This is a genomic window from Chamaesiphon sp., from assembly GCF_041738855.1.
Lineage (GTDB): Bacteria > Cyanobacteriota > Cyanobacteriia > Cyanobacteriales > Chamaesiphonaceae > Chamaesiphon.
Window position 1 is genome coordinate 1 of sequence record NZ_JBGSPA010000062.1, and the last position, 22036, is coordinate 22036.

The following is a 22036-nucleotide window of genomic DNA, read 5'->3' on the forward strand; positions in this document are numbered from 1 at the left end:
AATGTACACCTGCTTGGTGTCTATGGCCGAGTGGAACCACACCGATCCCTTCCCGAACTCGGAGGTGAAACGCTCGCACGGCGACGATAGTTGGGGGGTTGCCCCCTGTCAAAATAGCTCGATGCCAAGCTCAATATTTAAACAAAAATAGAGTAGCCCTTAATAAATTATTAAGGGCTACTCTATTTTTTAGGATGTGCCCAATTTGTTGCCAACTCAGAGAGAGTTCAGTTTGTTTTATTCTGAAAATATCAGAGAAATCTAGTCGGTCGGTGAAGGATCTCAAGGAAAAGGTGGGAATGCTAGGCATAGCGGTGATGATTATAGCCTTTCCCTTCAGATCTAAATTTTTTGAGTACACATGAGAATAGTCTATGCCAAGTAAATCCTTATATAAATCAGTACAATGTGATGAATCCACTCCAGAGCTGGATTTGAACGGCATAGACATGAATGAGGATAGCCTAAGAACATCTTTACCTGAGTTGTTTGGAGATGACCTTGATAGTACAGCAGTTCCGACTGCTGAAAAAAATATTTACTATAGTAAGGATTTAGTTCGCTTATATCTTCAAGAAATTGGTAAGGTGCGATTGCTGCTTAGAGATGAAGAGATCTCTGAAGCAAAGGTCGTTCAACGCTATGTCCAGTTGCTCGAATTGCGTGCCAATGCAGCAGCAGCGGCAAAGTTAGGACAAGGTGACGACATAATTTTACAATACGTTGAAGCGATCGAAATTCACGACCGATTGACAGCTCAATTGGGGCATCGTCCTTCTCCCGAACGCTGGGCGAATGCAGTAGGTGTTTCCTTTGTAGAACTCAAGCCCAGATTGGCGGCTGGGAAGCAAAGATGGGCAGAACTAGCAAACCTAACTGTTGCTGAAATTGATGCCATTCAGTTGGCTGGTAGTCGCGCTAAAGAACATATGATTAAGGCGAATCTCCGCCTAGTTGTCTCTGTTGCCAAGAAATATCAAAATCGCGGATTAGAACTCCTGGATCTAATTCAAGAAGGAACGATGGGTTTGGAGCGGGCTGTAGATAAATTTGACCCGATTAAAGGTTATCGGTTTAGCACCTATGCTTACTGGTGGATTCGCCAAGGAATTACCCGCGCCATTGCCACCCAAAGTCGGAATATTCGGCTCCCAGTACACATTACTGAAAAACTCAATAAGATTAAAAAAGTCCAACGCGAATTAAGTATGGAAACCGGAAGAGCACCGCGACTCGAAGATGTTGCCAAAGCCTTAGATATGACACTGGTACAATTGCAAGAAGTGTTGATGCGCGTGCCGCGATCGGTATCATTAGATGTCAAGGTGGGGAAAGATCGGGATACAGAATTGGGAGATCTGCTCGAAGCCGATGAAGTGACGCCAGAGCAATTGATGATGCGGGAGTCGCTGCATGGCGAACTCGTGCAATTGTTAGCCGATTTGACCGATCGAGAGCGTGAAGTTATCTGTCTCCGGTTTGGGCTAGGATACAATCAGGCGCATTCTCTGGCTGATATCGGGCGGATACTAGAACTATCTCGCGAGCGCGTCCGTCAAATCGAATCTAAGGCTCTCCAAAAACTGCGTCAACCAAAACGCCGCAATCGCGTGCGGGACTACTTGGAATCGATGAATTAGTAGTTGGGTAGGGGCACTGCAAATTATGATATTTCTCTGCTATTGTAGGTAACCTTGATTTCTTCAATGAGGTCGTAGAGTAAGGATTCGATTTTGATGACTGTTTGCCCGCGTTGCATTTCAACACCGATCGATTGAGAGAAATTTTCGGCGAGGCGACGGCTAAGTTTGGCACTATCGGGGTCTTCTAGGACTTTAGTGAGGGCTGTATACATGGATGTGGAGACTTCCTTGACAACGCGATCGATCGCCTGTGCGGGCAATTCACCGATTCCTGGGAGCAGTTGGAGGTTGCGATAAGCGGGAGATTCTGATAAAGCTTTATGAAATAAGTGACGCAAAATTGCTTCTAAATCTGGCTGAATTTTGGGGATGACTCGATAAATAACTATTTCTAAACTTAGCTCGATGAGAACTTCAATTTCGTTGATATTATTTAAATCGATATGTGGGGTGTTGAGATAGCTATGGACGAGCCGCGTTATCTGTCCAGATCTAATTGCACCTTGGATTTGTTGCAGCACCTGGATGACAACTCCCTCCGTTAGTTCGTTCACAATTTGACCGACAAATAAGCGGTTGAGTTCTGATTTGACTAAACTGATGTCGATTAATTGTGCTTGCTGCAACCGGATGATGACCGGAATTATTCGCAGAAATTGGGCAAATGGTAAGAGTAAAATCAGATCGTACCAGCGGCGGATAATCACTTGTTGCCAGCTCAGTTGACGATTGTGACGGCGGATATAGAACACCCTACCTAGTAATTCGCCTGTAAAAATACCGATAAAAATCAAATCGATCTGCCAAAAATCATCAACGTAGTTACCAGATTGACTCAATCTGCGGTAGTAATTGGTGACGAGTAAAGGCTCGATCTGGCGATCGTAAAATGCAATTTCTCTCTCCCAGCCAGCTTTGGTGAGATAAGCTTGGCTCCAGAAGGTCGTAAATGCACCTCTGGCTGATGGATTTTGGACGCGATCGCGGACATCATTTTTTATTTGTTCGAGATTGCCAGTTTTACCAGCTACTTGAAAGGGATTGTTTTGAATCAGACTCACGCTCAAACTAGCCAATTCTTGAAGCCAGCTTTGAGTTTGAGCTGAGGCTAAGCCAGTTTGCTCGACTGTAAGTTTGAGCTGTGCGACAGCATTGAGATAACGTTCGGTTTCGCGATGGGGTTCGATGCCTTTGAACCTGTCGTATGCGCGCACGACGATCGGTAGATTGCGAAAGTAGATATCGCGACAGGAAAGATAGGTGAGATCGAATAGGGATACTATCAAGCCGATCGAGGCAATCGTCGCCATCGATCGCTCAAACCACAAGTTTTTGCGAGTAGTCGGTGAAAACACCAAAAGATTTTAGAAATAATGCGGGTTACGCCACTTATTTTAGAGTATTTTAGCTATACGTATGGAAAAATAGCGGGTTTTACTCCAAATGGCGATCGAGCAAAATTTTAACTGGAACAAGCTCCAAAACGGCTCAGACATTCGCGGGATTGCCCTAGAAGGCGTCGAAAATGAAAATGTCAATCTCACCCCCGAAATCGCCAAAATCCTCGGTCAAGCCTTCGTTACGTGGCTCTCACGGCAGGCAAATAAGCCCCATACCGAACTGATTGTAGCAGTGGGACGCGATAGTCGGTTGTCGGGACCAGCAATTATGCAAGCTACACTCGATGGAATTACTGCTGTCGGGAGTCAAGCCTACAATTTTGGGCTGGCTTCTACTCCGGCGATGTTTATGAGTACGATTACGGCTGGATTTGAGTGTGACGGAGCCATTATGCTCACTGCTAGTCATTTACCATTCAATCGGAATGGGTTGAAGTTTTTTACCCCACGAGGTGGTTTAGAAAAGCAAGATATTGCGGATATTCTCAAGTTGGCTGTAACTAATAAATTTGAGATTGCAGCGGTGACGGGGAGGATTACCGATCGCGATTTTATGTCGGTATATGCTCAGCAATTTGTCGAGCAAATTCGAGCGAGTGTCAATCATCCGACAAATTTCGATCGACCATTGGCTGGGCTAAAAATCATCGTTGATGCGGGTAATGGTGCAGGGGGATTTTATGCCGATCGGGTGTTGCAGCCATTGGGTGCAGATACAACTGGGAGCCAGTTTCTAGAACCAGATGGCACTTTCCCCAATCATGTTCCCAACCCCGAAGATCCGACAGCAATGGCGGCAATTTGTCAAGCTGTCATCGCACATCAGGCTGACTTTGGGATCATTTTTGATACGGATGTCGATCGCTCGGCGGCGGTAGATAGTAGTGGGAAAGAACTCAATCGCAATCGGTTAATCGGATTGATAAGCGCGATCGTTTTACAAGAGCATCCCCAGTCTACTATTGTCACTGATTCGATTACTTCCGATGGATTGACACAATTTATCGAACAGGATTTGGGTGGTATTCACCATCGATTCAAACGGGGTTATAAAAATGTTATTAATGAGTCAATGCGGCTAAATCGAGCTGGGCAGGAATCATGGGTAGCGATCGAGACTTCGGGACATGCGGCGATGAAGGAAAATCACTTTCTCGACGATGGTGCGTATCTAGTCAGTAAGCTATTAATCGAACTCGCTAAGTCTAAATTGGCGGGGAAATCTTTAACCGATCTAATTGCCAATTTACAAGAACCTGTTGAGAGTCAAGAGTTACGCATCAAGATTGCTACCGCAGATTTTCAAGCTTATGGAAATAGGGTCATCGAGCACATGCAGGCATTCGCATTGATTCAAGCTGATTGGAAAATCGTCCCCAATAATTATGAAGGGGTCAGAGTTTCGTGTCCGTCTGAAAGTGAAAATGGTTGGTTCTTATTACGGTTGTCCCTCCACGATCCGGTGATTCCGGTGAATATCGAATCAAATGTGTCGGGTGGGATCGATCGCATCAAGTACAGACTGAGATCGTTTTTAAAAACTCAGGAGGAGCTGAATCTTGCTGCTTTTCAATCTTAGTTGTTAGCTGGCGGGAGTATTGACAATAATATGTACTAAATTGTGTAAGCTCAAAGCCCTGCTTTACAAAATTTTTGGGCTTAACAGCACTTTCTACATATAGCAATCGCTCAAGTTTTGGTCGAATAGTAGTTTCAAATCGCACGAAACAAACCACAGAAGATCGAATGCGCGTCGCGATACCTTCGCCTGGAAATGTGGTGAAACTACTGCGACCGCTGGTGAGTTGATGAAGTTTAATCGGATAACTGCTGAGGCTTTAGATAAGCGAGGATTAGAGTTGGTGGGTTAAAATGCGATCTTGAGTAGGGTCGGCGGTGCAGTGCGGTCGCGTCTTCACGCCTGATGGTGACCCGAGGTATTTGGGATTCGATCGCTCTGGCGATCGAATATTTGACTATAATTCGTACTTATTCAAGCTAAATAAACATAGTGACTGCATCAGAATCGAAATCCCCACTCCGCACCCCTTTATACGATCGCGCGATCGCGCTCAATGCCAGAATGACTGCCTTCTCAGGGTGGGAAATGCCCGTCCAGTTTAGTGGCATCATCCCCGAACATGAAGCTGTACGCCATCATGCGGGGATGTTTGATATTTCGCACATGGGTAAGTTCACCTTGCAGGGTGAAGATGCGATCGCGCAACTGCAAGGTTTGGTGCCGTCAGATCTCAGCCGTCTGCAACCAGGTCAAGCGCAGTATACAGTGTTACTGAATCCACAAGCGGGAATTATCGACGATATCATTGTCTATCAAGAAGCAGCGGGAAATGTCGTGCTGATCGTGAATGCGGGGACGAAAGATAAAGATAAAGAGTGGTTATTGGCGCATTTAGATTTAAATCGGATCGAGTTTGAGGATCGATCTGAACAACAAGCTTTAATCGCAGTTCAGGGGCCAGAAACAGTCGCACATCTTCAACCATTAATCGATATCGACTTGTCCCAGTTAACGAATTTTGGTCATTCCAGAGCTGTAATTTTTAAAAACCCCGCTTTTATCGCCCGCACTGGTTACACTGGCGAGGATGGATTTGAAGTGATGGTCGCTCCCGAGATCGGCGTGAAACTGTGGGATGCGCTACTCGCATCGGGGGTGACTCCTTGCGGTCTGGGCGCGCGAGACACGCTCCGATTGGAAGCGGCGATGTGTTTGTACTCGCAAGAGATTAGCGATACTACTACGCCGCTAGAAGCGGGCTTGGGGTGGATCGTGCATCTCGATACCAAGGGGGATTTTATCGGTCGCGATGTCTTGGTGCGCCAAAAAGCGACGGGAGTCAGTCGGAAATTGGTCGGGCTAAATATGCAGGGTAGATATATTGCGCGGCATGATTATCCGATCGCCATTGATGGGCAACCAGCCGGAATTGTCACCAGTGGTACCATGTCACCGACCCTCGGTCAAGCGATCGCCCTAGGCTATGTCCCGACCGAATTTGCCAACATCGGGCAAGTTGTCGATGTCGAAATCCGAGGCAAACTGCACCCCGCTACTGTGGTCAAAAAACCCTTCTACCGATCGACCAATCGCGTCTAAAATCGCGATCGGAGGTAGCTTGAGCCTCGCCATAAAATATTTGAAATTTAGTATCCTCTAGCCCCAACTTCAATGGCTAAATTTTCCTGAATACTCACCCGAATCGACTTTCAAAATTGATGCGCTCTGAGGGCGGAACATTTGGGGGGACGATCGAGACAACAAACTTAGTTTTGCAATCGACAGAAATGCTATAATTCGGCTCAAAGATCGGCATCAATACTCAGAATCTAATTCGATCTTTTGCTGGACGACACCAGCCAACAGTCGGAGCATTGCTTTACTCCAAACCCAATCCATTACCCAAACATCATGCTCGGCAAGTATTCGCAGTTAGGACTTGTGGGTGGCGCGATCGTCTCGTCCTCGCTCTGCGTACCGCTGGTTGTCGCCCAACTGGTGGCACCGCAACCAGCTACCTCAAAATCCCTATATGTCTCATATCCACCCGCCGACTATCAGACAGCAGCTGATCGGATCTTCCTGATTGGGAGTGCGCCTGTCGCTGGCAAAGTATCTGTAAATAACAAGTTTGTACCCCGCAGTCAGCAGGGACATTTTGCTTCGGTTTTCGATCTCAAAGTTGGCAAAAATACCTTCGCCGTCAATTATCAAGGACAATCAAAAACGATCGTCGTCACGCGATCGGCAGCCGCCAATACCACTTTACCTAAAGATAGTTTTGTCCCCAACTCACTCGCACCCCAAGGGGACATGGCGCGGATGCCTGGAGAGCTAGTATGTTTTGGGGCAAATGGGCCGACGAAAGCTAAAGTAAATGTGAATGTAGCTGGGCAAGATATCAAACTTCAAGAACAAATGAGTAGTGTCGAACTACCTGATAATAAAGCCGCCTTGATCGATCGAAATCAACCGCAGGCAATGTACGGAGCAGGACAATATCTAGGGTGTGCGATCGCCTCAGCCGCTGCGGATTTGGGCAATCCTACTTACAAGCTCGAAGTCGGCAATCCCCCGACGACTGTATCTCAAGTCGCGCCTGGGAAAATTCAGATCTTATCACCGACAAATTTAGACGTTGCGGAAGTAATTGTCGAAAGTGGAGTTGTGCGTACGGGTGCTGGTTCGGATTTTAGTCGCCTGACACCGCTACCAAAGGGTACCAAGGCGGCAATTACCGCTCGTGAGGTAAGCAACAATAACGGTACGCCAGCCAACTGGGTAAGGCTGGATTATGGTGGTTGGATCTTGGCAAGTCAGGTGCAAGTAACTAGCGGCGTGACACTACCACCCAGAACGATCGTCAAAAGTGTCACAAGTCGAGAACGCGACGGCTCAACCGATGTCATCATCCCGCTGCAAGTACCCGTACCCGTGACTCTAGAGCAAGGTACCAATACACTCACCCTGACGTTGTACAACACCACCGCCCAAACTGAAATCATCCGCTTCAACGATAACCCCATCGTTTCGCGGCTAGATTGGAAGCAGAGCAGTCCTGGAGTAGTCCAATACGTCTTTAACCTCAAATCCAAACAACAGTGGGGTTACAAGCTCAGATACCAGGGTAGCAACCTCATCCTATCCCTCCGTCATCCCCCCAAACTCGATCGCACCAATCTTAGCAAGCCCCTCACTGGTACCAAAATCCTCCTCGATCCCGGACACGGCGGCAAAGATCCAGGTGCAGTCGGACCAAATGGCTATACCGAGAAAGAGGCAAATCTCTACGCCTCCAAGCTGCTAGCAAATGAGCTAGCCATGCGCGGTGCAGCCGTATATCTATCACGAGAATCAGACAAATTCATCGAACTAAGCGATCGCCAAACCATCATCGACAACCTCGAACCGACCCTCGCGCTCTCCGTCCATCACAACTCGCTCCCTGACGGTGGCAATCCCGACACCAAAGGTTTCTCAACTTACTGGTATCATGCCCAAGCGCAGAGCCTCGCCATGTATCTCCACAACTATGTCGTCAAAGATACGGGTCGCCCCTCCTATGGGGTGTTCTGGGACAATCTGGCTTTGGCACGTCCGGTATCTGCGCCCTCAGTGCTATTAGAGTGGGGGTTCATGAGCAATCCAAGCGAGTTTGAACTGATTGCCAATCCCCAGGAGCAGCAAAAAATGGCGAAATCGATCGCCGATGGGATTACCCAATGGTTACTGACAGCAGCCAATTAATAGTCTTACATCCCCTGACGGCGCGGCAAACAGGTCGCAAGTTATCGCGATCGGTTATGATATAGAGCAGTGTTATGTAAACTTACGGAGCTAATCGATCGATGGGAACCTTGAAAATTGTCGTCAATATTGTCGTAGCAGCATTCCTGCTCGTATTCATCTTTGGGTTCTTGTCCAACGACCCATCTCGGAACCCCAACAGCCGCGATCTGTCTGAATAATATAAATCAGACAAATAGCCAAAGCTAGGGAGTAACAGCGTGGGGAAACAGTCACATCGGGATGCAGGTCGGCGCACCTGGAAAGTCGCTCAGTATCTAATACTGTTGTCCTACTACTCGATCGGCATTTCTCTACGTCCTGTACTGGCTCAACCACCATCACCACTACCTGCCAACGCCACGCCAGTCGAGTCTACCGCACCGCTGACATACACGATCGTCCAGAATGGCAGTAGTCCTCCTACTACCAATATAGCCGCACCGAATGGGACGATCGAACTCAACGCCGAACAACAAGAATTTGACAATAATACGCAAGTTATCACCGCCAACGGCAAAGTATTCGTCCGGTTCAATCGCGCACTACTGCGCGCTGACAGACTGCGGGTAAATCTCAAAACCAAAATTGCTACCGCTGAGGGCAATGTGTCACTAGTTCGCGGGAAACAAGTCCTTTACGGCACCCAATTTGAGTACAACTTTGGTGAAGATCGCGGGAGTATCCTCGAAGCCAGAGGCGATATCTATCAGCCGACACTGGTGTCCGATCTAAATATAGTGCCCAGAGCCGCTACCCCCAATGCCAGCACTACCACCACCAACACCGCCAGCCAAACAACATTTACCGAGCCGTTATTGAGCGATCGCTTGCGTGACGACCAACCAGTCACTAATATTAGAAGCACTGGTAGCATCGGAGTTGCCACGAACGATCGAGACATTGACTATCAGCCAACACTCAGACCCAGCGGTACGATCTCGCGGCTACGCTTTCAAGCTGATAAGATTGACTTCTTTAGCGATGAGCGGGTAGTCGCCGAAAAAATCCGCATCACCAACGACCCATTTTCACCGCCAGAACTACAAATCAAAGCTGACAGAGCGCAGTTCAAAACAATCAATACTGAAGAAAATGAGATCGCTGTCAGTAGCGGGCGGGTTAATATCGAAAATAGCTTTGATATTCCGATTCCGCGCGACAGGTTTGTCTTAAATAGATTGGGTAAAACTAACGATGATGCCAATCCGTTGGGGAATATTGGTTTTGACTCGACCGATCGCGGTGGTGTCTATATTCAAAATAGTTTTTATCCAATTTTTGACCCAAGATTTAAACTCACAATTACCCCACAATACTTCGTTCAACGTGCGATTAGTGGGTTAAAATTTTTAGACACTTCCGTCTTTGGGGTAACCACAAATCTAGTCGGTAATCTTGGTTCGGATACCACAGTTCAAGCATCAGCGGCCCTATCCGGCTTCGATCTCAACAACTTCAAAAACAACTTTCGGGGCGACGTTAATGTCAACCAAAATCTGAGTTTACTTGGCTATCCCCATCTGTTAACTGGACAGGCAGTCTATCGCCAATTAGTTTACAATAACTCGTTAGGATATCAAGATGTCCAGTCTATTGTTGGTGCGGTTTTAACTTCTGCTAATATCCCTGTTGGCAATACAGGCGTTAATTTTAACTATCAAGTTGGCTTGCAAAATCTCACCGCCAATACCGATCGCCAAAATCTAATTGGCGCAAACACCGCTCCCAGTCTGGTGACACTCAATCGCTATCAGACGCTCGCCAACCTCAATAAAAGTTTCCGGTTGTGGGAGGGTAAAGGATTGCCCGCAGATAGTAAAGAGACTTACAACTATAGTCCCATTCCGGTCGTTCCCTATGTCCAGCTCAATACTGGAATTAGAGGTGGATATAACGGTTATAGCAACGGCGAGAATCAATCATTTCTCGGCTACAATGTCGGGATTCAAGGACAGTTTGGTAATTTTGCCAAACCGAGTTTTGACTATACAGGATTTAATCTTAACTATTATCAACAATTTCCGACCAATAGTTCGCCATTTATCTTCGATCGTTTGGCAGACAATCGGATCTTGTCAGCGGGTATCAATCAACAAATTAGTGGGCCAGTCAAATTAGGCATTCAGTCATCACTCAATCTCGATAGCGGACGCCAACTAAGTACCGATTATTATGTCGAATATAGTCGTCGTACTTACAATTTTATCATTCGGTACAATCCGACACTAGGATTGGGTTCGATCGGGTTTAGATTGAATGATTTTGATTGGGATGGAGTTGCACCGAGATTTTAGAGTTGTCAGATCCCCGACTGTCTTGTCTCTCTTCCATGGTCGGGAGACCCGACCGGAGAGAGCCGCTTCTCCAAGAAGTCGGGGATCTAGCCTCACAAAATGTCCTAGCTGCCCTGGCGACTGCTCTGTTTATCCGTTGAGGATAAATCGGTTTTTAAAAATAGATCGGCGAAAATCCGCGCCATTGCGTCACCACCACCCGCACCACCGATCCGATTTAGTCCATTTGCTTGACATTGTTGGATGTAATCTGGATCGTTGAGCGTACGATCGATCGCCTGTGCCGCTGCGGTAATAGTTGCCGCAGTGGCTGGTTTGGTGCCGATAGTCTGAATAGACGCACCCAATAGCCGCATTTGCGCTTCAGCGAAAGTATAGGTAAACTGAGGGCCAGCACCAGGAATTTGAATAATGGGTTTGCCCAAACCCACTGCTTGCTCGATCGCGGTGCCAGCCATCCCCGCAACTAGATCGCACTGATGTAAAATATCGGCAAAGGCATCATCAATGCAGCATACCGTGAGTTGATGTTGGGGATGAGTCAAGTAACCTGTGGGGTGATACTCCCACCCGCGTTGGGCTGCTATCTGCTGGAGCGGGATGATGCCAGTCGCATCAGGCACACAGAGATTGGGTGTGACGGCGGCGCAAAATTGAATGCCATCTGGAAATAGTGGTGTTGTCGAGATCGCTAGATCCAGCAATAACTGTAAATTATTTCCAGCTTCAGGCAATCTACTTCCAGGTAATAAGGCGACTAGGGGTAAATCGGGCGATAATTGTAAATCTTTGCCCGTTATTTCCAAGGCATCCATTGCTGGAAAACCGACGAAGATGGCTTTATCATAACCCTGCTTATTCAATAATTCTGCTGTGTAGCGATCGCGTGTGAATATCTGCCGACAGCGATCGGATTTGAGTAGCCATTCAGTCAGTTTGGGGAACTGCATTCTATGCTCATAATATGCCGAACTCGACACCATAAACGAGATGTATGGTTTGCCTGTCAAGTAGGCACCCAGCAAGACGACGACATCCCCGATCGCCAAAATCGCCTCACAATCTTTGCTATATTTACGGATAGCTTGAATCTGTCGCCAGAGCAGGGTAAATAAACCCGAACGAATATCTTCTAGCAGTTTAAACCTGTCGTTGTATATAAATCCACCCGACGGTAAAGCTTCCGTGGGGCCGATAATATTGATGTCCAGATTACGATAAGCATTACCATAACCGACGATCGGCATCGCACCGATTTCCACTTGTGGCTGTTGTTGGCGTAATGCTTTGACGATCTGGACGGCATTGAGATCTTCGCCATGTCCATTACTAATGAATAAAACTTTTCTAGGTGCTGTCTGTGAATCTGGACTATCCATATTTTTTAACCGCAGCGGTGAGTTCGACTCCGATCGCTACAATGAGGACACAGAGATTTAGGATGCTCAAGATTAACTACCTGCGAACAAGTCTAGTGCAAACCTGTCCTAACCACTCTAGCAGAGATCGCATGGGTCAGTTGAGAAGTTTAGAGTATAATTCTTCAGTCTGAATTAACATCCGATCGATTGTAAATAACTCCTCATACCTTTGCCGTCCATTATGTGCAAATTCATCTACTAATGCTGGTCGATTGAGTAAGTATTGCATCTTTTCAGCTAAACTATCTACATCTTGAGGTGGAATCAGAAAACCTGTCTTGCCATCAGCAATTTGTTCGACGATACCACCGATAATCGTGCCGATGACTGCTTTTTGTTGAGCCATTGCTTCAGCACATGCAAGACTACAGGCTTCTTGAAGCGACGGCAACACAAAGAAGTGGAATAAGCTCATTAATTCTGGCAGATCGTTGACGTAGCCTGCAAAAATTGTTTGAGCTGCAATCCCCAAATCTTGAGCCTGTTGTTTAAGTTGTCGTTCTAATTCTCCCGTACCTGCAATGACTAATCGTAAGTTTGGTTTAGCAATTGCTACTCGTGCAAAAGCTTGTAATAAGTAAGTCAATCCTTTGGCTTCAGATAGTCTCGCGGCAGTACCGATAATTGTTTGAGTGGTAGGATCTAAATTAAACTGTTTAGCTAGAGATAATACTTTAGATCGATCGAGTATCGGTGTCGGCACCCCATTATAAATCATCTCTAGCTTGGCGGGATTCATCCCAAGTTTAACTAACAGATCGTATTCAGTTTGACAGACAGAAATTACTCTTGTTACCCAGAGATTGGCAAATAAACAAGCTAATCGATAGCTGACTTCCGCACTAGCTCCATGATAGCCATGTACGGTAAAGACGATTGGTAAATTGGGAAATAGCAACCGGATCGGGATCGTTAATTCATGAGCACCATGAACGTGAATCAGATCGATCGATTGACGTTTTTGTGCGGCTTTAATCCCAGCAATTAGTTCTCGTAATCCCTTGAAAAAGTTTCGCTCCCATGCTGTAAATTCACAATAATCGAGTTGTTGTTCGACAAAAGGTGGCAACCCTTTACCCGTCGGCGCAAGCAATGTCACCCGATAACGATCTTGATACTCATGAATGAGACTCAAGGCTTGTCGTTCGGTGCCGCCTAAATTTAGATAAGGTAAAATATAAACTAAATGTTTTATACGCCCCATATTAATGTAGGGTGGGCACTGCCCACCAGCTAGGGTGTAAGCAATATTAATGCAAGTTTCAAATACAAAAATCGAGCTGTAAAGATTGTCTGTAATTGAAATACGTTCAAATATCGAACGGCTAGATGTTACTCACAATCTAGCTGGTGGGCAGTGCCCACCCTACTGGCTCGACACGACTAAAACTGTGGGTAACGCGATCGCTCAAAAGATTATTAATTGTATTTTGTAGAGTTCTGAATGCCCACAGTTTTAGTCCGGTCACGCCACTACACCTACTAAACCATATTGCAGATTCAATATTATCTAGTGCCTGAGGCAAAATTTCGACACTATAATTCATGCTTGAGGCTGTTGAAGCTTAGTTTTGAGTGTTTCCAGTGCTGGAATAGCTGCAACCGCTTGACCTTTTTCTAATTCATTGAGTCCTTGTCTGATGCCAGCAGTTGTCTCCAGATATTCAATCCGTTCGAGCAACTGTTGATATCCTTCGGCACTTTGGACGACTAGCTCGGATACGCCATTAATCGTCAGAACTAGTGGGGATTTAGTTTCTTTGAGTCGATCGATAAAATTATTAGTGTTGCGCTTGAAATTGGAAAGAGAGTTGATATCTCGGCTAAGGTCTAGCATCATATAAGCACTATATATCATGCTTATATGATGCCGCAGGTGTCTAGATAATGTCAAATCTGAGACCATCGATAAATAGTGGTCATACTCCACTCATTGCCAGTAAGTAGTCAGGAATCTCGCCCGATATCACTCTACTTTGCTTGCAAGACGCCTACGCTAGTTTGAATCGGTACAATATCTAGCGTGTCAGGAGTCGCGCAAAATTTGAGATCGTCAAAACATTCCAAGCGCACCAATCTCTGTCCGTGACTGGCGAGATAAAATAAGTCCAAAAGATTGTCCTTCCACTGACGGTATAACGCGATCGAGGCTACTAGTTCATCATTACCAGCTACTTCTGATAACGGCACATTTAATTTAGTAATAATACTATCGGCGATCGCTCCCGCACACACGGTATCCTCTAGCGAGTAATCACCCTCCCAGCCCGAGCCTACCATCCAGACTGTCTCCGGCTGCTGGGACACGACATAATCCACGATCGCTTGACGATTGACTAACGCGGCGGCGAGGACAATTTTCGCGTCTTGTACGCGCTGTAAGGTGCGAGTACCATTAGTGGTACTGATAAATAAGCGTTTGCCACCGACCACTGTTGGCGTGCAATCTAGCGGCGAGTTGCCCAGATCGCAACCTGCTACTTTGGCACCACCCCGCTCACCGCCGCGCAAGCGTAATTCAGACGGCCACTTGTCACTCACTTGCATTAGCGTCTCCATGTTGCTAAACGCCTGAATTGCTTCAGCTCCAGAGCTTAAGGCTGCGGCAATCGTCGAGGTTGCTCGTAGTACATCAATCGCGATCGCACAGACAGGAAGCTCGTTTGCAGGCGTGCGTTCGGGGGTGTGGTAAGTATATAGTTTCACAATTAGGACAGAAATATGGCTGGTTCGGCAGGGGATAGATAACCCTATCCCATCTTAATCCTAGTGGCACCCTAAAATTTACAGATATCTAGCAACTTGTATTGGTGGATCGATCCAATAAATACCGTTGGCGATCGAGATTTAATTCAAATCTGCCCTCACTAGGTAGATTTAGCAGCAACTTTAGGAGTTACGAATTAATCGATGATTTTTAATCTGAACATTACAGGCTTGAAGCCTTCTTTCCCAGCCGTGGCGATTGCCGATTGTTTTGGTTTCACTATATAAGCCAGCTTTTTCTTCGGATTTGGTGAACTTTGCAAATTTTGAATAAAGGGAGTGGTTTTGACTGAGAAAAGTTTCTTTGCGATGCAGGATCGGTGGATTTTCTTGTTGGGAATAGTCACGAAATCGTAGGCTCAAATCTCGTAAGTCAATTAACATCGCCCAGGATAATGCTGGATGGGCGATCGATTCAAAATCGGGATAGTAGAGATAAGAGATACAGGGTTTATCGGTATGGAATTTAATGATATTCGCATCCTCAGTACCGCCGATATTCCGACTAGCACAACCTTCATACAGTCGGAGTTTGGGATCGATTTCGTTGAGTGCAGAGATATGGACATAGAGAGCCGTGGGTAATAATTTACCGATCTTACTCTGCTGACAAGCTTGCTTGATTACACCTGCTTCGCCAATTTTAAATAATAATCGATCTGCAACTGTGCAAGCTTCATCATAGCTACCAAAAAAAGCTTTAATATCTGCCTTCATTGCCATAGATAAATTTCGTAAACTGCGTCTTTGTCCGAATTGGGATAAAGCTAAATAAACTTGTAAATCTAACGATCGTTGATAGGCGATCGCATCCCATTCTACTTCATCAGTGGCAGTTAAAACGATCTGAAATGCCCGCTTGATATTACCAAACTCAGTAACTAATTCAGCCTCTGCGGCTAGTTCTCCCTTAATCGGAATCCGTCCGCGTTGACTGACAAATTCCATCAGCGGTGCGAGTTGAGCTTGATAATCTTCAAACCGTTTGCTCTCAACTCTCACACGCGGCGTCGTCATCCGCGTATACAGTCTCGCCGCCCGAAAACCTTCGGCTTGAGACGCATCGCGAAATACTAAGAAAATTCCTAGCCCAATGGGAATTGCATCGACACTCAGCACTCGATCGATATATTCTTTTAGTTCTACTTGTTGATAGTATTTTTGAAATGTATTACGCTTAGTTAAAATTCCATCACCATAAGCTAACATACCGCTGAGATCGTTAACCAAAATCTGGGCAGCAACGATCAATACTCCTCCTGTCAATTCCCAGGCATGAGTCAATGCTCGATCGCGTTCGTCGGGATCTTCAATTACATTGATGATATAGCTGAGATTAACTACATCAGCCGATCGGATCTCAACATCTGGAAAATAATATGGATCCCAACCTTCACAACTATAGCCCGCAGATTTCAATCTTTTGACATCACCACCGATGCCACAACCATAGTCAAAAATACTCGTCTCTGCTGTAATAATACCCGACTCGATCGCGAGTCTCACCGGACGAGATAATTCTACCCGCGTCATAGCAGCGCGATGTCGTTCGACTTCTACTCCAGGTGGGATGTGCGACATGGGAGTTAGTTGACAGTTGACAGTTGACAGTATATTTTAAGATTTAGCAATTTTGTAGGGTGGGCACTGCCCACCATCTCAATTTCAGCTTATTCTAAAATCTAGTTACAGCGAACTTTCTATTAATTTATAATGGGTTTTGGCGGGTTTGAATTAAGTTTCTAGTGCGCTCTGTATTTGTCGCATAAACAAAGCCCCTACAGATCTCGATGTTATTTACCGACTTGAATTAATTCAACCTTATAACCAGTGGGATCTTCGACAAAAGCAATTACAGTCGTACCATGTTTCATCGCCCCTGGAGCGCGGATGACTTTGCCACCTTTAGTGGAAATCGCTTCGCAAGTAGCATAGATATCATCCACCCCGATCGCGATATGCCCGTAAGCATCGCCGATCGTGTAGGCTGAGGTATCCCAATTGTGCGTCAGCTCGATCGCTGTCTGCTCCGATTCGGCTCCATAACCGACAAAAGCCAGCGTAAACCTTCCCTCGGGAAAATCTTCGCGGCGGAGTAACTTCATCCCCAAAACTTCGCAATAAAAGCGAATGGAAGCCTCCAAATCGCCAACTCTGAGCATCGCATGTAGTAAACGCATCGCATTAAATAGCCTTATTTAATCATTTGGTAACTAAATTTGCTAACTAAGGTGTCTTCAGGTCGTATGATAACCTGTTGGCACCGATCGTTGCCGAGGAACGGATAATCAGGGTGTCAAGCTACGTTGTTTGTACAAGCATCGATCGCGATCGTAAGGAAGAGGGAATGAGTATGAACATGCCAGATATGGCGATTGCTGAAATCAGAGCCAGAGAGATTCTTGACTCTCGCGGTCGTCCGACCGTAGAAGCCGAAGTATATTTAGCCAATGGTGGATTTGGGCTAGCTCAAATCCCCAGTGGCGCATCGACAGGTAGTTTTGAAGCCCACGAATTGCGGGATGACGATCCTAGTCGTTACGGCGGGAAGGGTGTGCTCAAGGCTGTTGCCAACATTGAGGACAAAATCGCGCCAGCTCTGGAAGGGATGGATGCCTTCGATCAAATCGCGATCGATCGATCGATGATCGAACTCGATGGTACCCCAACTAAGTCTAAATTAGGGGCTAATGCTATTTTAGCGGTATCGTTAGCCAATGCCAAAGCGGTATCCAACGCCCTCGGAGTGCCACTTTACCGCTATTTGGGCGGCCCCTTGGCAAATCTGTTGCCTGTACCACTGATGAATGTGATCAATGGTGGCTCTCACGCAGCCAATAACATCGATTTCCAAGAGTTTATGATCGTGCCTGTGGGTGCGACTTCATTCAGGGAAGCTCTGCGGTGGGGAGCCGAAGTATTTGCCGCCCTGAGCAAAGTTTTGGATCAAAAAGGTCTCCTCACTGGCGTTGGGGATGAAGGCGGCTTCGCGCCCAATTTGGAGTCCAATCAAGCATCACTAGAACTGTTGATGGCAGCGATCGAATCGGCTGGCTACAAACCAGGCGAACAAGTCGCCCTAGCACTCGATGTCGCAGCCAGTGAATTCTACAAAGATGGTAACTATATCTACGACGGTAGCAGTCATACCCCTGGTGAATTCATCGACTATTTAGCCGATCTGACTACCAAGTATCCGATTATCTCGATCGAAGATGGGTTACATGAGGAAGATTGGGCAAACTGGCAATTGCTCACCCAAAAAATCGGCTCGAAAGTCCAACTAGTCGGCGATGATTTATTTGTCACCAATTCCGTCCGCTTGCGCCAAGGCATCAAGGAGAAATCAGCCAATGCCATTTTGATCAAACTCAATCAAATCGGTACTCTCACCGAAACGCTCCAAACGATCGATCTGGGCACTCGCAACGGCTTCAAGTCAATCATCAGTCATCGCTCTGGCGAAACTGAAGATACCACGATCGCGGATCTAGCAGTCGCTACCCGTGCGGGACAAATCAAGACGGGTTCTCTCTGTCGGAGCGAACGGGTGGCAAAATACAACCGCCTATTACGAATCGAGGATGAATTAGGCGATCTGGCTATCTACGCTGGATTGGAATAATCGCTTTGGATAATAGTTGACTAAAAAAAACAGTAGGGGTAATTCATCAATTACCCCTACTGTTTTTTTAATCTTCCGCAAACTGTTGGTTAACCTGACAAGTGCGATCGTCGCTGGGAAGTCCAAAGATTGGTAATGAGAAATGAATGCTATAGTCTCCTACCTGTAAAGGTTATACGGCAATCCTAAACCATTTTGCCTGTAGAAGTTACTTGAATTCGATCTCCAATGTCCTCATACTCCATTATATCTAGTCCGCAAGGGTTAGAAATTTCATGCTTCAAGCAAAAGTTAGCGGCACTTTTTACGCTTACGAACATCAAAGCTTTACCTGGATACTTACACCATCCAGTAAAAATACAAGAATCATTAGACTTAGCTTTTGCAAGATACTCATCTGTATCCGCTCTCCAAAGTATGAAGCATTTCTGAGATGGTAGAAGCTTTTGAAAGCCTTTTTTGTCGCGCTTAAACATAAGTTATTTTCAAATAAATTTACAATCTATTCTTGTACATTTGAAGTCATATTTATGAACATAATATATAAAGCTGAAGTTGTCAAGCAATTTTATTTCTGCTTTTTAGGAAGGATTATATAATATTAATAGCTTGAGCAAAATTAGCTAAAAGCGGTTACCGCTTATTAATAAATGGTAACCGCTTTTGGAAATCTTTCTAATTATTAGAGTTGCATAATTACAGATAATTTAATAGTAGATTTCTCCCTGTAGGTTGGGTTGAAGCCCGCTAAACCCAACAATCCCAGTGTTTGAGGAGCGATCGCCATTGAGGAGCATCTTCATGCCCTGTCAAAATTATCGCTCGATCGTGTAGTATAGCGTAGGTAATCGACATCAATGATGTTGGGTTTCGCTTCACTCTACCCAACCTACAACTGTCTGATTTACTGAAGGCGATCACTACAAAATTGAGTTGAGTAGGGGTAGGTTGGGTTGAAGAATGAAACCCAACATTTCTAGGATATTGGTGTGTTCGTTGGGTTTCGCGTTGCTCTACCCAACCTACGATTTTTGCGGTCGGGTAAGCCTCAAGATGAGTTTTATAGTCCGAGGCAATAGCGGACTGCTGTTCCGACTTCGAGCATTTTCTCGGCAGTTAGGGTTCCGGCTGATTCGCTAGGGAACCGATGGGAATCTAGGGAACGCATCTGAAAACCAAGAAATATTGTTTCTAAAGGTAATCCACTTTCTGCTGGTGTAACGCGCACGTTGGTTGGGTAGTCTCTAGTCGTGGTGGTTCCCTTTGTGCCGATAATGACGGTTACAACTAGTGGTAGATCGTTGATTTCATCGATCGACAGCACGAGAACTGGTCTTTTTCTAGCTTGTTCGCGTCCTTTAACCGGATCGAGGTTGACGAAATAAATCTGTCCGCGTTTGATACTCACTAGGTTTACAGTCCATCGATTTCCGCAACTGCAAATTCCCGATCGATCGCGGTGATTTCTGCCTGAATGCCTGGGTCGCGGGACATTTCAGCCAGGAGAGCGATTCTGGGATCTGGAGTATGAGCGGGAACGATTGGCATGACGATAAATACTTCGACTTCTTGACCTTCTGCGCCGTCAGGAAGCTGAACTTCGAGTCGGTTGCCTGGTAGTACTTTAGCTGTGATATGTAGGGCCGATTGCATGGGTAAACTCCTTGTGGGTAGTAGTAGCGGTAGGTTGGGTTGAAGAATGAAACCCAACATTTCCAGGGTATTGGTGTGTTCGTTGGGTTTCGCATTGCTCTGCTTGGTGCGCTAAACCGTCGGGAAACCCGACGAACGCGCATCCGCTACCCAACCTACGATTTTTCTGGAGACTCGCTCAGATATCTTGAGGATCTACACCCATTTCTCGTAGTTTGGCAGCGAGTCTATCTGCCCGTTGTGCTTCTACATCCGCTCGTTGTTTTTCTACATCTGCCCGTTCCTCTCCAGTTAGCAGTAAGTCACCGTTACTATCCCACCAACGCAGCCAAGGCAAAGTCTGGTTATCTACTTTCCCTTGCCAGATCCCTAACTCCACGCCGAGAGACGAAATTGTGTAGTGACCGCGATCGTTTGCTCCTAATAGCTGATATTGCTGGGCAACCAATTCATAGACTTCGACTGATGCTTTTTGCACCTCGTAAATAGCATAGAACGGAATGCGAATTGCCTGTTCGTAAACCCAAAATTTTCCAGCTTTTGCTTCTGAATTGAGAAAAGGAGAAGTAGCATCGCGCTCTTCGGAGCCATCGCCAGAAACAAATTCGATCGCGATTAGCGGCGCAACGATCTCTTTCCACATCACATAAGAGCGACGATACTTGCCATCTAGCAGCGAAGCTACATTAGGGACATAGAACCAGCCTGGTGCTTCTGCTCCGCGCTCTGGCGGCTCGATCGATCGCCAATAAATACCAGAGTCTTGACCAATACAGTAGCGTCCATCTGGGTGCAGTTGTTCTAGTACGGGGCGAATAGAACTAGTTAGCAAGATACTCTGAGGATGTTCTTGAAAATTCTTCACAAATGTCCCATCCGACTCAGGTAGCTGGGTATGATCTGGCAATGATAGCGTCGGTAGCGATTGGGCAATAGTCATACAAAATGCCTGCAAATCCAGAGAACCTTCATTCAATGATATCAAATCTAGTTGCCTAATATATTCTGTTGGGGTTTCATTAATTCTGACTATGTAGCAGCGATCTAATTCAAATTCTGTTCGCACAATCCAAAGAATACCCGCAACAACCCCAACAAGATCGACATTTCTCCAATCCCATGTAGCAGAGATCCTGACACCACTCCATCCAACTGAAGCCGATAAAACTTCCAACCCTCACCATTCGTCACAATCCCATAAATCGCGATCTCCCGCCCCAACTGTCGATTAACCCACTGACAAGCCTGCATCTCTACCAAACACTGCGCGGCTCCCTGCTCGAAGTCATCTTTCTTTGCCTCAATTACGCACACATAGGGTGCTTCCAAATATCCCCGCCGCTCGGCAATCAGATAATCCGCATTCCCACAAGTCTTCTCCCCTTCCAAATAGGCTCCTTTCCAGACCTTGAGACGATCGAATCCCTCCAACCCCTCCTCACAAATCGCATCAATTAGCAACGTCTTAGATACCTCCAAGCTCTCCAGATCGAACCGCTGTAGCCGTTCCAGTCGTTGTCTGAAAAAATCACTAATTGCTACGGGTTCAGCTTCGATATCCCAACGCTGTAATTCAACAATGCCCAACTGCTGGAACGCCTCTTTGTAGCTGAAACTAGAAAAACTTTTCTTGCGTTCTTGGGTTGCTTGAATCATCAGCATCTTGCTCTATGGTTGTAGGTACAAGTAGGTGTTATGGCGATCGAATCGTTACTTTAACGGAAACCCTTCAAACCATCGATCTTGCTATCTATGCTCGATTGAAGTAATCGATCGCATTCTCTAAAATTTTAACAGTAGCAGGAATAATCGCTCTAAACATCCAAGTATGCCCCACTCCAGCCATCCGTGCAGATTACTGGGTAAAATAGATTGAGTACAGAATAGATCTAGCAGTTGTCGCGACCTTGTGACACTGAGCTA

Annotated in this window: 19 protein-coding genes and 1 rRNA gene; 9 read left to right on the plus strand and 11 right to left on the minus strand. The window is 46.1% G+C overall.

Annotation, left to right across the window (positions count from 1 at the left end; genetic code table 11):
• Positions 1–12: 12 nt before the first annotated feature.
• Together rrf and sigC are read left to right on the plus strand one after the other, a co-directional pair.
• Positions 13–130: ribosomal RNA gene (rrf, locus tag ACEW9I_RS06270) — 5S ribosomal RNA — on the plus strand.
• Between the two features lie 244 nt (positions 131–374).
• Positions 375–1640, plus strand: a complete 1266-nt coding sequence (sigC, locus tag ACEW9I_RS06275) for an RNA polymerase sigma factor SigC (RefSeq protein ID WP_373539494.1) — start codon at positions 375–377, stop codon at positions 1638–1640.
• Between the two features lie 23 nt (positions 1641–1663).
• Here the strand turns inward: sigC and ACEW9I_RS06280 are convergent, their stop codons facing one another.
• Positions 1664–2998, minus strand: coding sequence for a hypothetical protein (locus ACEW9I_RS06280; protein WP_373539495.1), 1335 nt, complete (start codon positions 2996–2998; stop codon positions 1664–1666).
• Positions 2999–3086: 88 nt separating this feature from the next.
• On the opposite strand from ACEW9I_RS06280, the gene ACEW9I_RS06285 reads away from it, so the two are divergent.
• From ACEW9I_RS06285 to ACEW9I_RS06305, 5 genes are all read left to right on the plus strand, one after another.
• Complete coding sequence (locus ACEW9I_RS06285; RefSeq protein ID WP_373539496.1) at positions 3087–4622, plus strand: phosphomannomutase/phosphoglucomutase; 1536 nt, start codon at positions 3087–3089, stop codon at positions 4620–4622.
• Positions 4623–5054: 432 nt separating this feature from the next.
• Entirely contained in the window at positions 5055–6164 is a 1110-nt protein-coding gene (gene gcvT / locus ACEW9I_RS06290) for a glycine cleavage system aminomethyltransferase GcvT (RefSeq protein WP_373539497.1), read from the plus strand.
• 312 nt (positions 6165–6476) lie between these two features.
• A complete protein-coding gene (locus ACEW9I_RS06295) occupies positions 6477–8312 on the plus strand; it encodes an N-acetylmuramoyl-L-alanine amidase (RefSeq protein ID WP_373539498.1) in 1836 nt (611 codons plus the stop codon).
• 101 nt (positions 8313–8413) lie between these two features.
• Positions 8414–8533: a photosystem II reaction center protein I gene (gene psbI / locus ACEW9I_RS06300; RefSeq protein WP_373539499.1), complete on the plus strand. Its 120-nt coding sequence runs from the start codon at positions 8414–8416 to the stop codon at positions 8531–8533.
• Positions 8534–8572: 39 nt separating this feature from the next.
• The gene (locus ACEW9I_RS06305) at positions 8573–10648 is read left to right on the plus strand and encodes a DUF3769 domain-containing protein (protein ID WP_373539500.1); all 2076 of its coding nucleotides are present in this window, start codon (positions 8573–8575) and stop codon (positions 10646–10648) included.
• A 104-nt stretch (positions 10649–10752) separates the two neighbouring features.
• Here ACEW9I_RS06305 and ACEW9I_RS06310 read toward each other — a convergent pair whose 3' ends face one another.
• Both ACEW9I_RS06310 and ACEW9I_RS06315 read right to left on the minus strand, forming a co-directional pair.
• Positions 10753–12027, minus strand: a complete 1275-nt coding sequence (locus ACEW9I_RS06310) for a lipid-A-disaccharide synthase-related protein (protein ID WP_373539501.1) — start codon at positions 12025–12027, stop codon at positions 10753–10755.
• A 136-nt stretch (positions 12028–12163) separates the two neighbouring features.
• The gene (locus ACEW9I_RS06315) at positions 12164–13273 is read right to left on the minus strand and encodes a glycosyltransferase family 4 protein (RefSeq protein WP_373539502.1); all 1110 of its coding nucleotides are present in this window, start codon (positions 13271–13273) and stop codon (positions 12164–12166) included.
• Positions 13274–13358: 85 nt separating this feature from the next.
• On the opposite strand from ACEW9I_RS06315, the gene ACEW9I_RS06320 reads away from it, so the two are divergent.
• On the plus strand, positions 13359–13505 hold the full coding sequence (locus tag ACEW9I_RS06320) for a hypothetical protein (protein ID WP_373539503.1): 147 nt from the start codon (positions 13359–13361) through the stop codon (positions 13503–13505).
• Between the two features lie 107 nt (positions 13506–13612).
• On the opposite strand, the gene ACEW9I_RS06325 is transcribed toward ACEW9I_RS06320, so the two are convergent.
• From ACEW9I_RS06325 to gloA, 4 genes are all read right to left on the minus strand, one after another.
• A complete protein-coding gene (locus ACEW9I_RS06325) occupies positions 13613–13909 on the minus strand; it encodes a type II toxin-antitoxin system Phd/YefM family antitoxin (RefSeq protein WP_373539504.1) in 297 nt (98 codons plus the stop codon).
• Between the two features lie 131 nt (positions 13910–14040).
• A complete protein-coding gene (locus ACEW9I_RS06330) occupies positions 14041–14775 on the minus strand; it encodes a 2-phosphosulfolactate phosphatase family protein (RefSeq protein WP_373539505.1) in 735 nt (244 codons plus the stop codon).
• Between the two features lie 183 nt (positions 14776–14958).
• On the minus strand, positions 14959–16416 hold the full coding sequence (locus tag ACEW9I_RS06335; RefSeq protein WP_373539506.1) for a DNA phosphorothioation-associated putative methyltransferase: 1458 nt from the start codon (positions 16414–16416) through the stop codon (positions 14959–14961).
• A gap of 212 nt (positions 16417–16628) precedes the next feature.
• Complete coding sequence (gloA, locus tag ACEW9I_RS06340; RefSeq protein WP_373539507.1) at positions 16629–17015, minus strand: lactoylglutathione lyase; 387 nt, start codon at positions 17013–17015, stop codon at positions 16629–16631.
• Between the two features lie 179 nt (positions 17016–17194).
• Between gloA and eno the strand changes: the two genes are divergently transcribed.
• Positions 17195–18460 (plus strand): phosphopyruvate hydratase, encoded by a 1266-nt coding sequence (eno, locus tag ACEW9I_RS06345; protein WP_373539520.1) that lies wholly within the window; start codon positions 17195–17197, stop codon positions 18458–18460.
• A 1060-nt stretch (positions 18461–19520) separates the two neighbouring features.
• Here the strand turns inward: eno and ACEW9I_RS06350 are convergent.
• From ACEW9I_RS06350 to ACEW9I_RS06365, 4 genes are all read right to left on the minus strand, one after another.
• Positions 19521–19868, minus strand: coding sequence for a type II toxin-antitoxin system PemK/MazF family toxin (locus tag ACEW9I_RS06350; protein ID WP_373539508.1), 348 nt, complete (start codon positions 19866–19868; stop codon positions 19521–19523).
• 5 nt (positions 19869–19873) lie between these two features.
• A complete protein-coding gene (locus ACEW9I_RS06355; protein WP_373539509.1) occupies positions 19874–20113 on the minus strand; it encodes a hypothetical protein in 240 nt (79 codons plus the stop codon).
• Between the two features lie 178 nt (positions 20114–20291).
• Positions 20292–21053, minus strand: coding sequence for a Uma2 family endonuclease (locus tag ACEW9I_RS06360; protein WP_373539510.1), 762 nt, complete (start codon positions 21051–21053; stop codon positions 20292–20294).
• Between the two features lie 104 nt (positions 21054–21157).
• A complete protein-coding gene (locus tag ACEW9I_RS06365) occupies positions 21158–21769 on the minus strand; it encodes a hypothetical protein (RefSeq protein ID WP_373539511.1) in 612 nt (203 codons plus the stop codon).
• Positions 21770–22036: the final 267 nt, after the last annotated feature.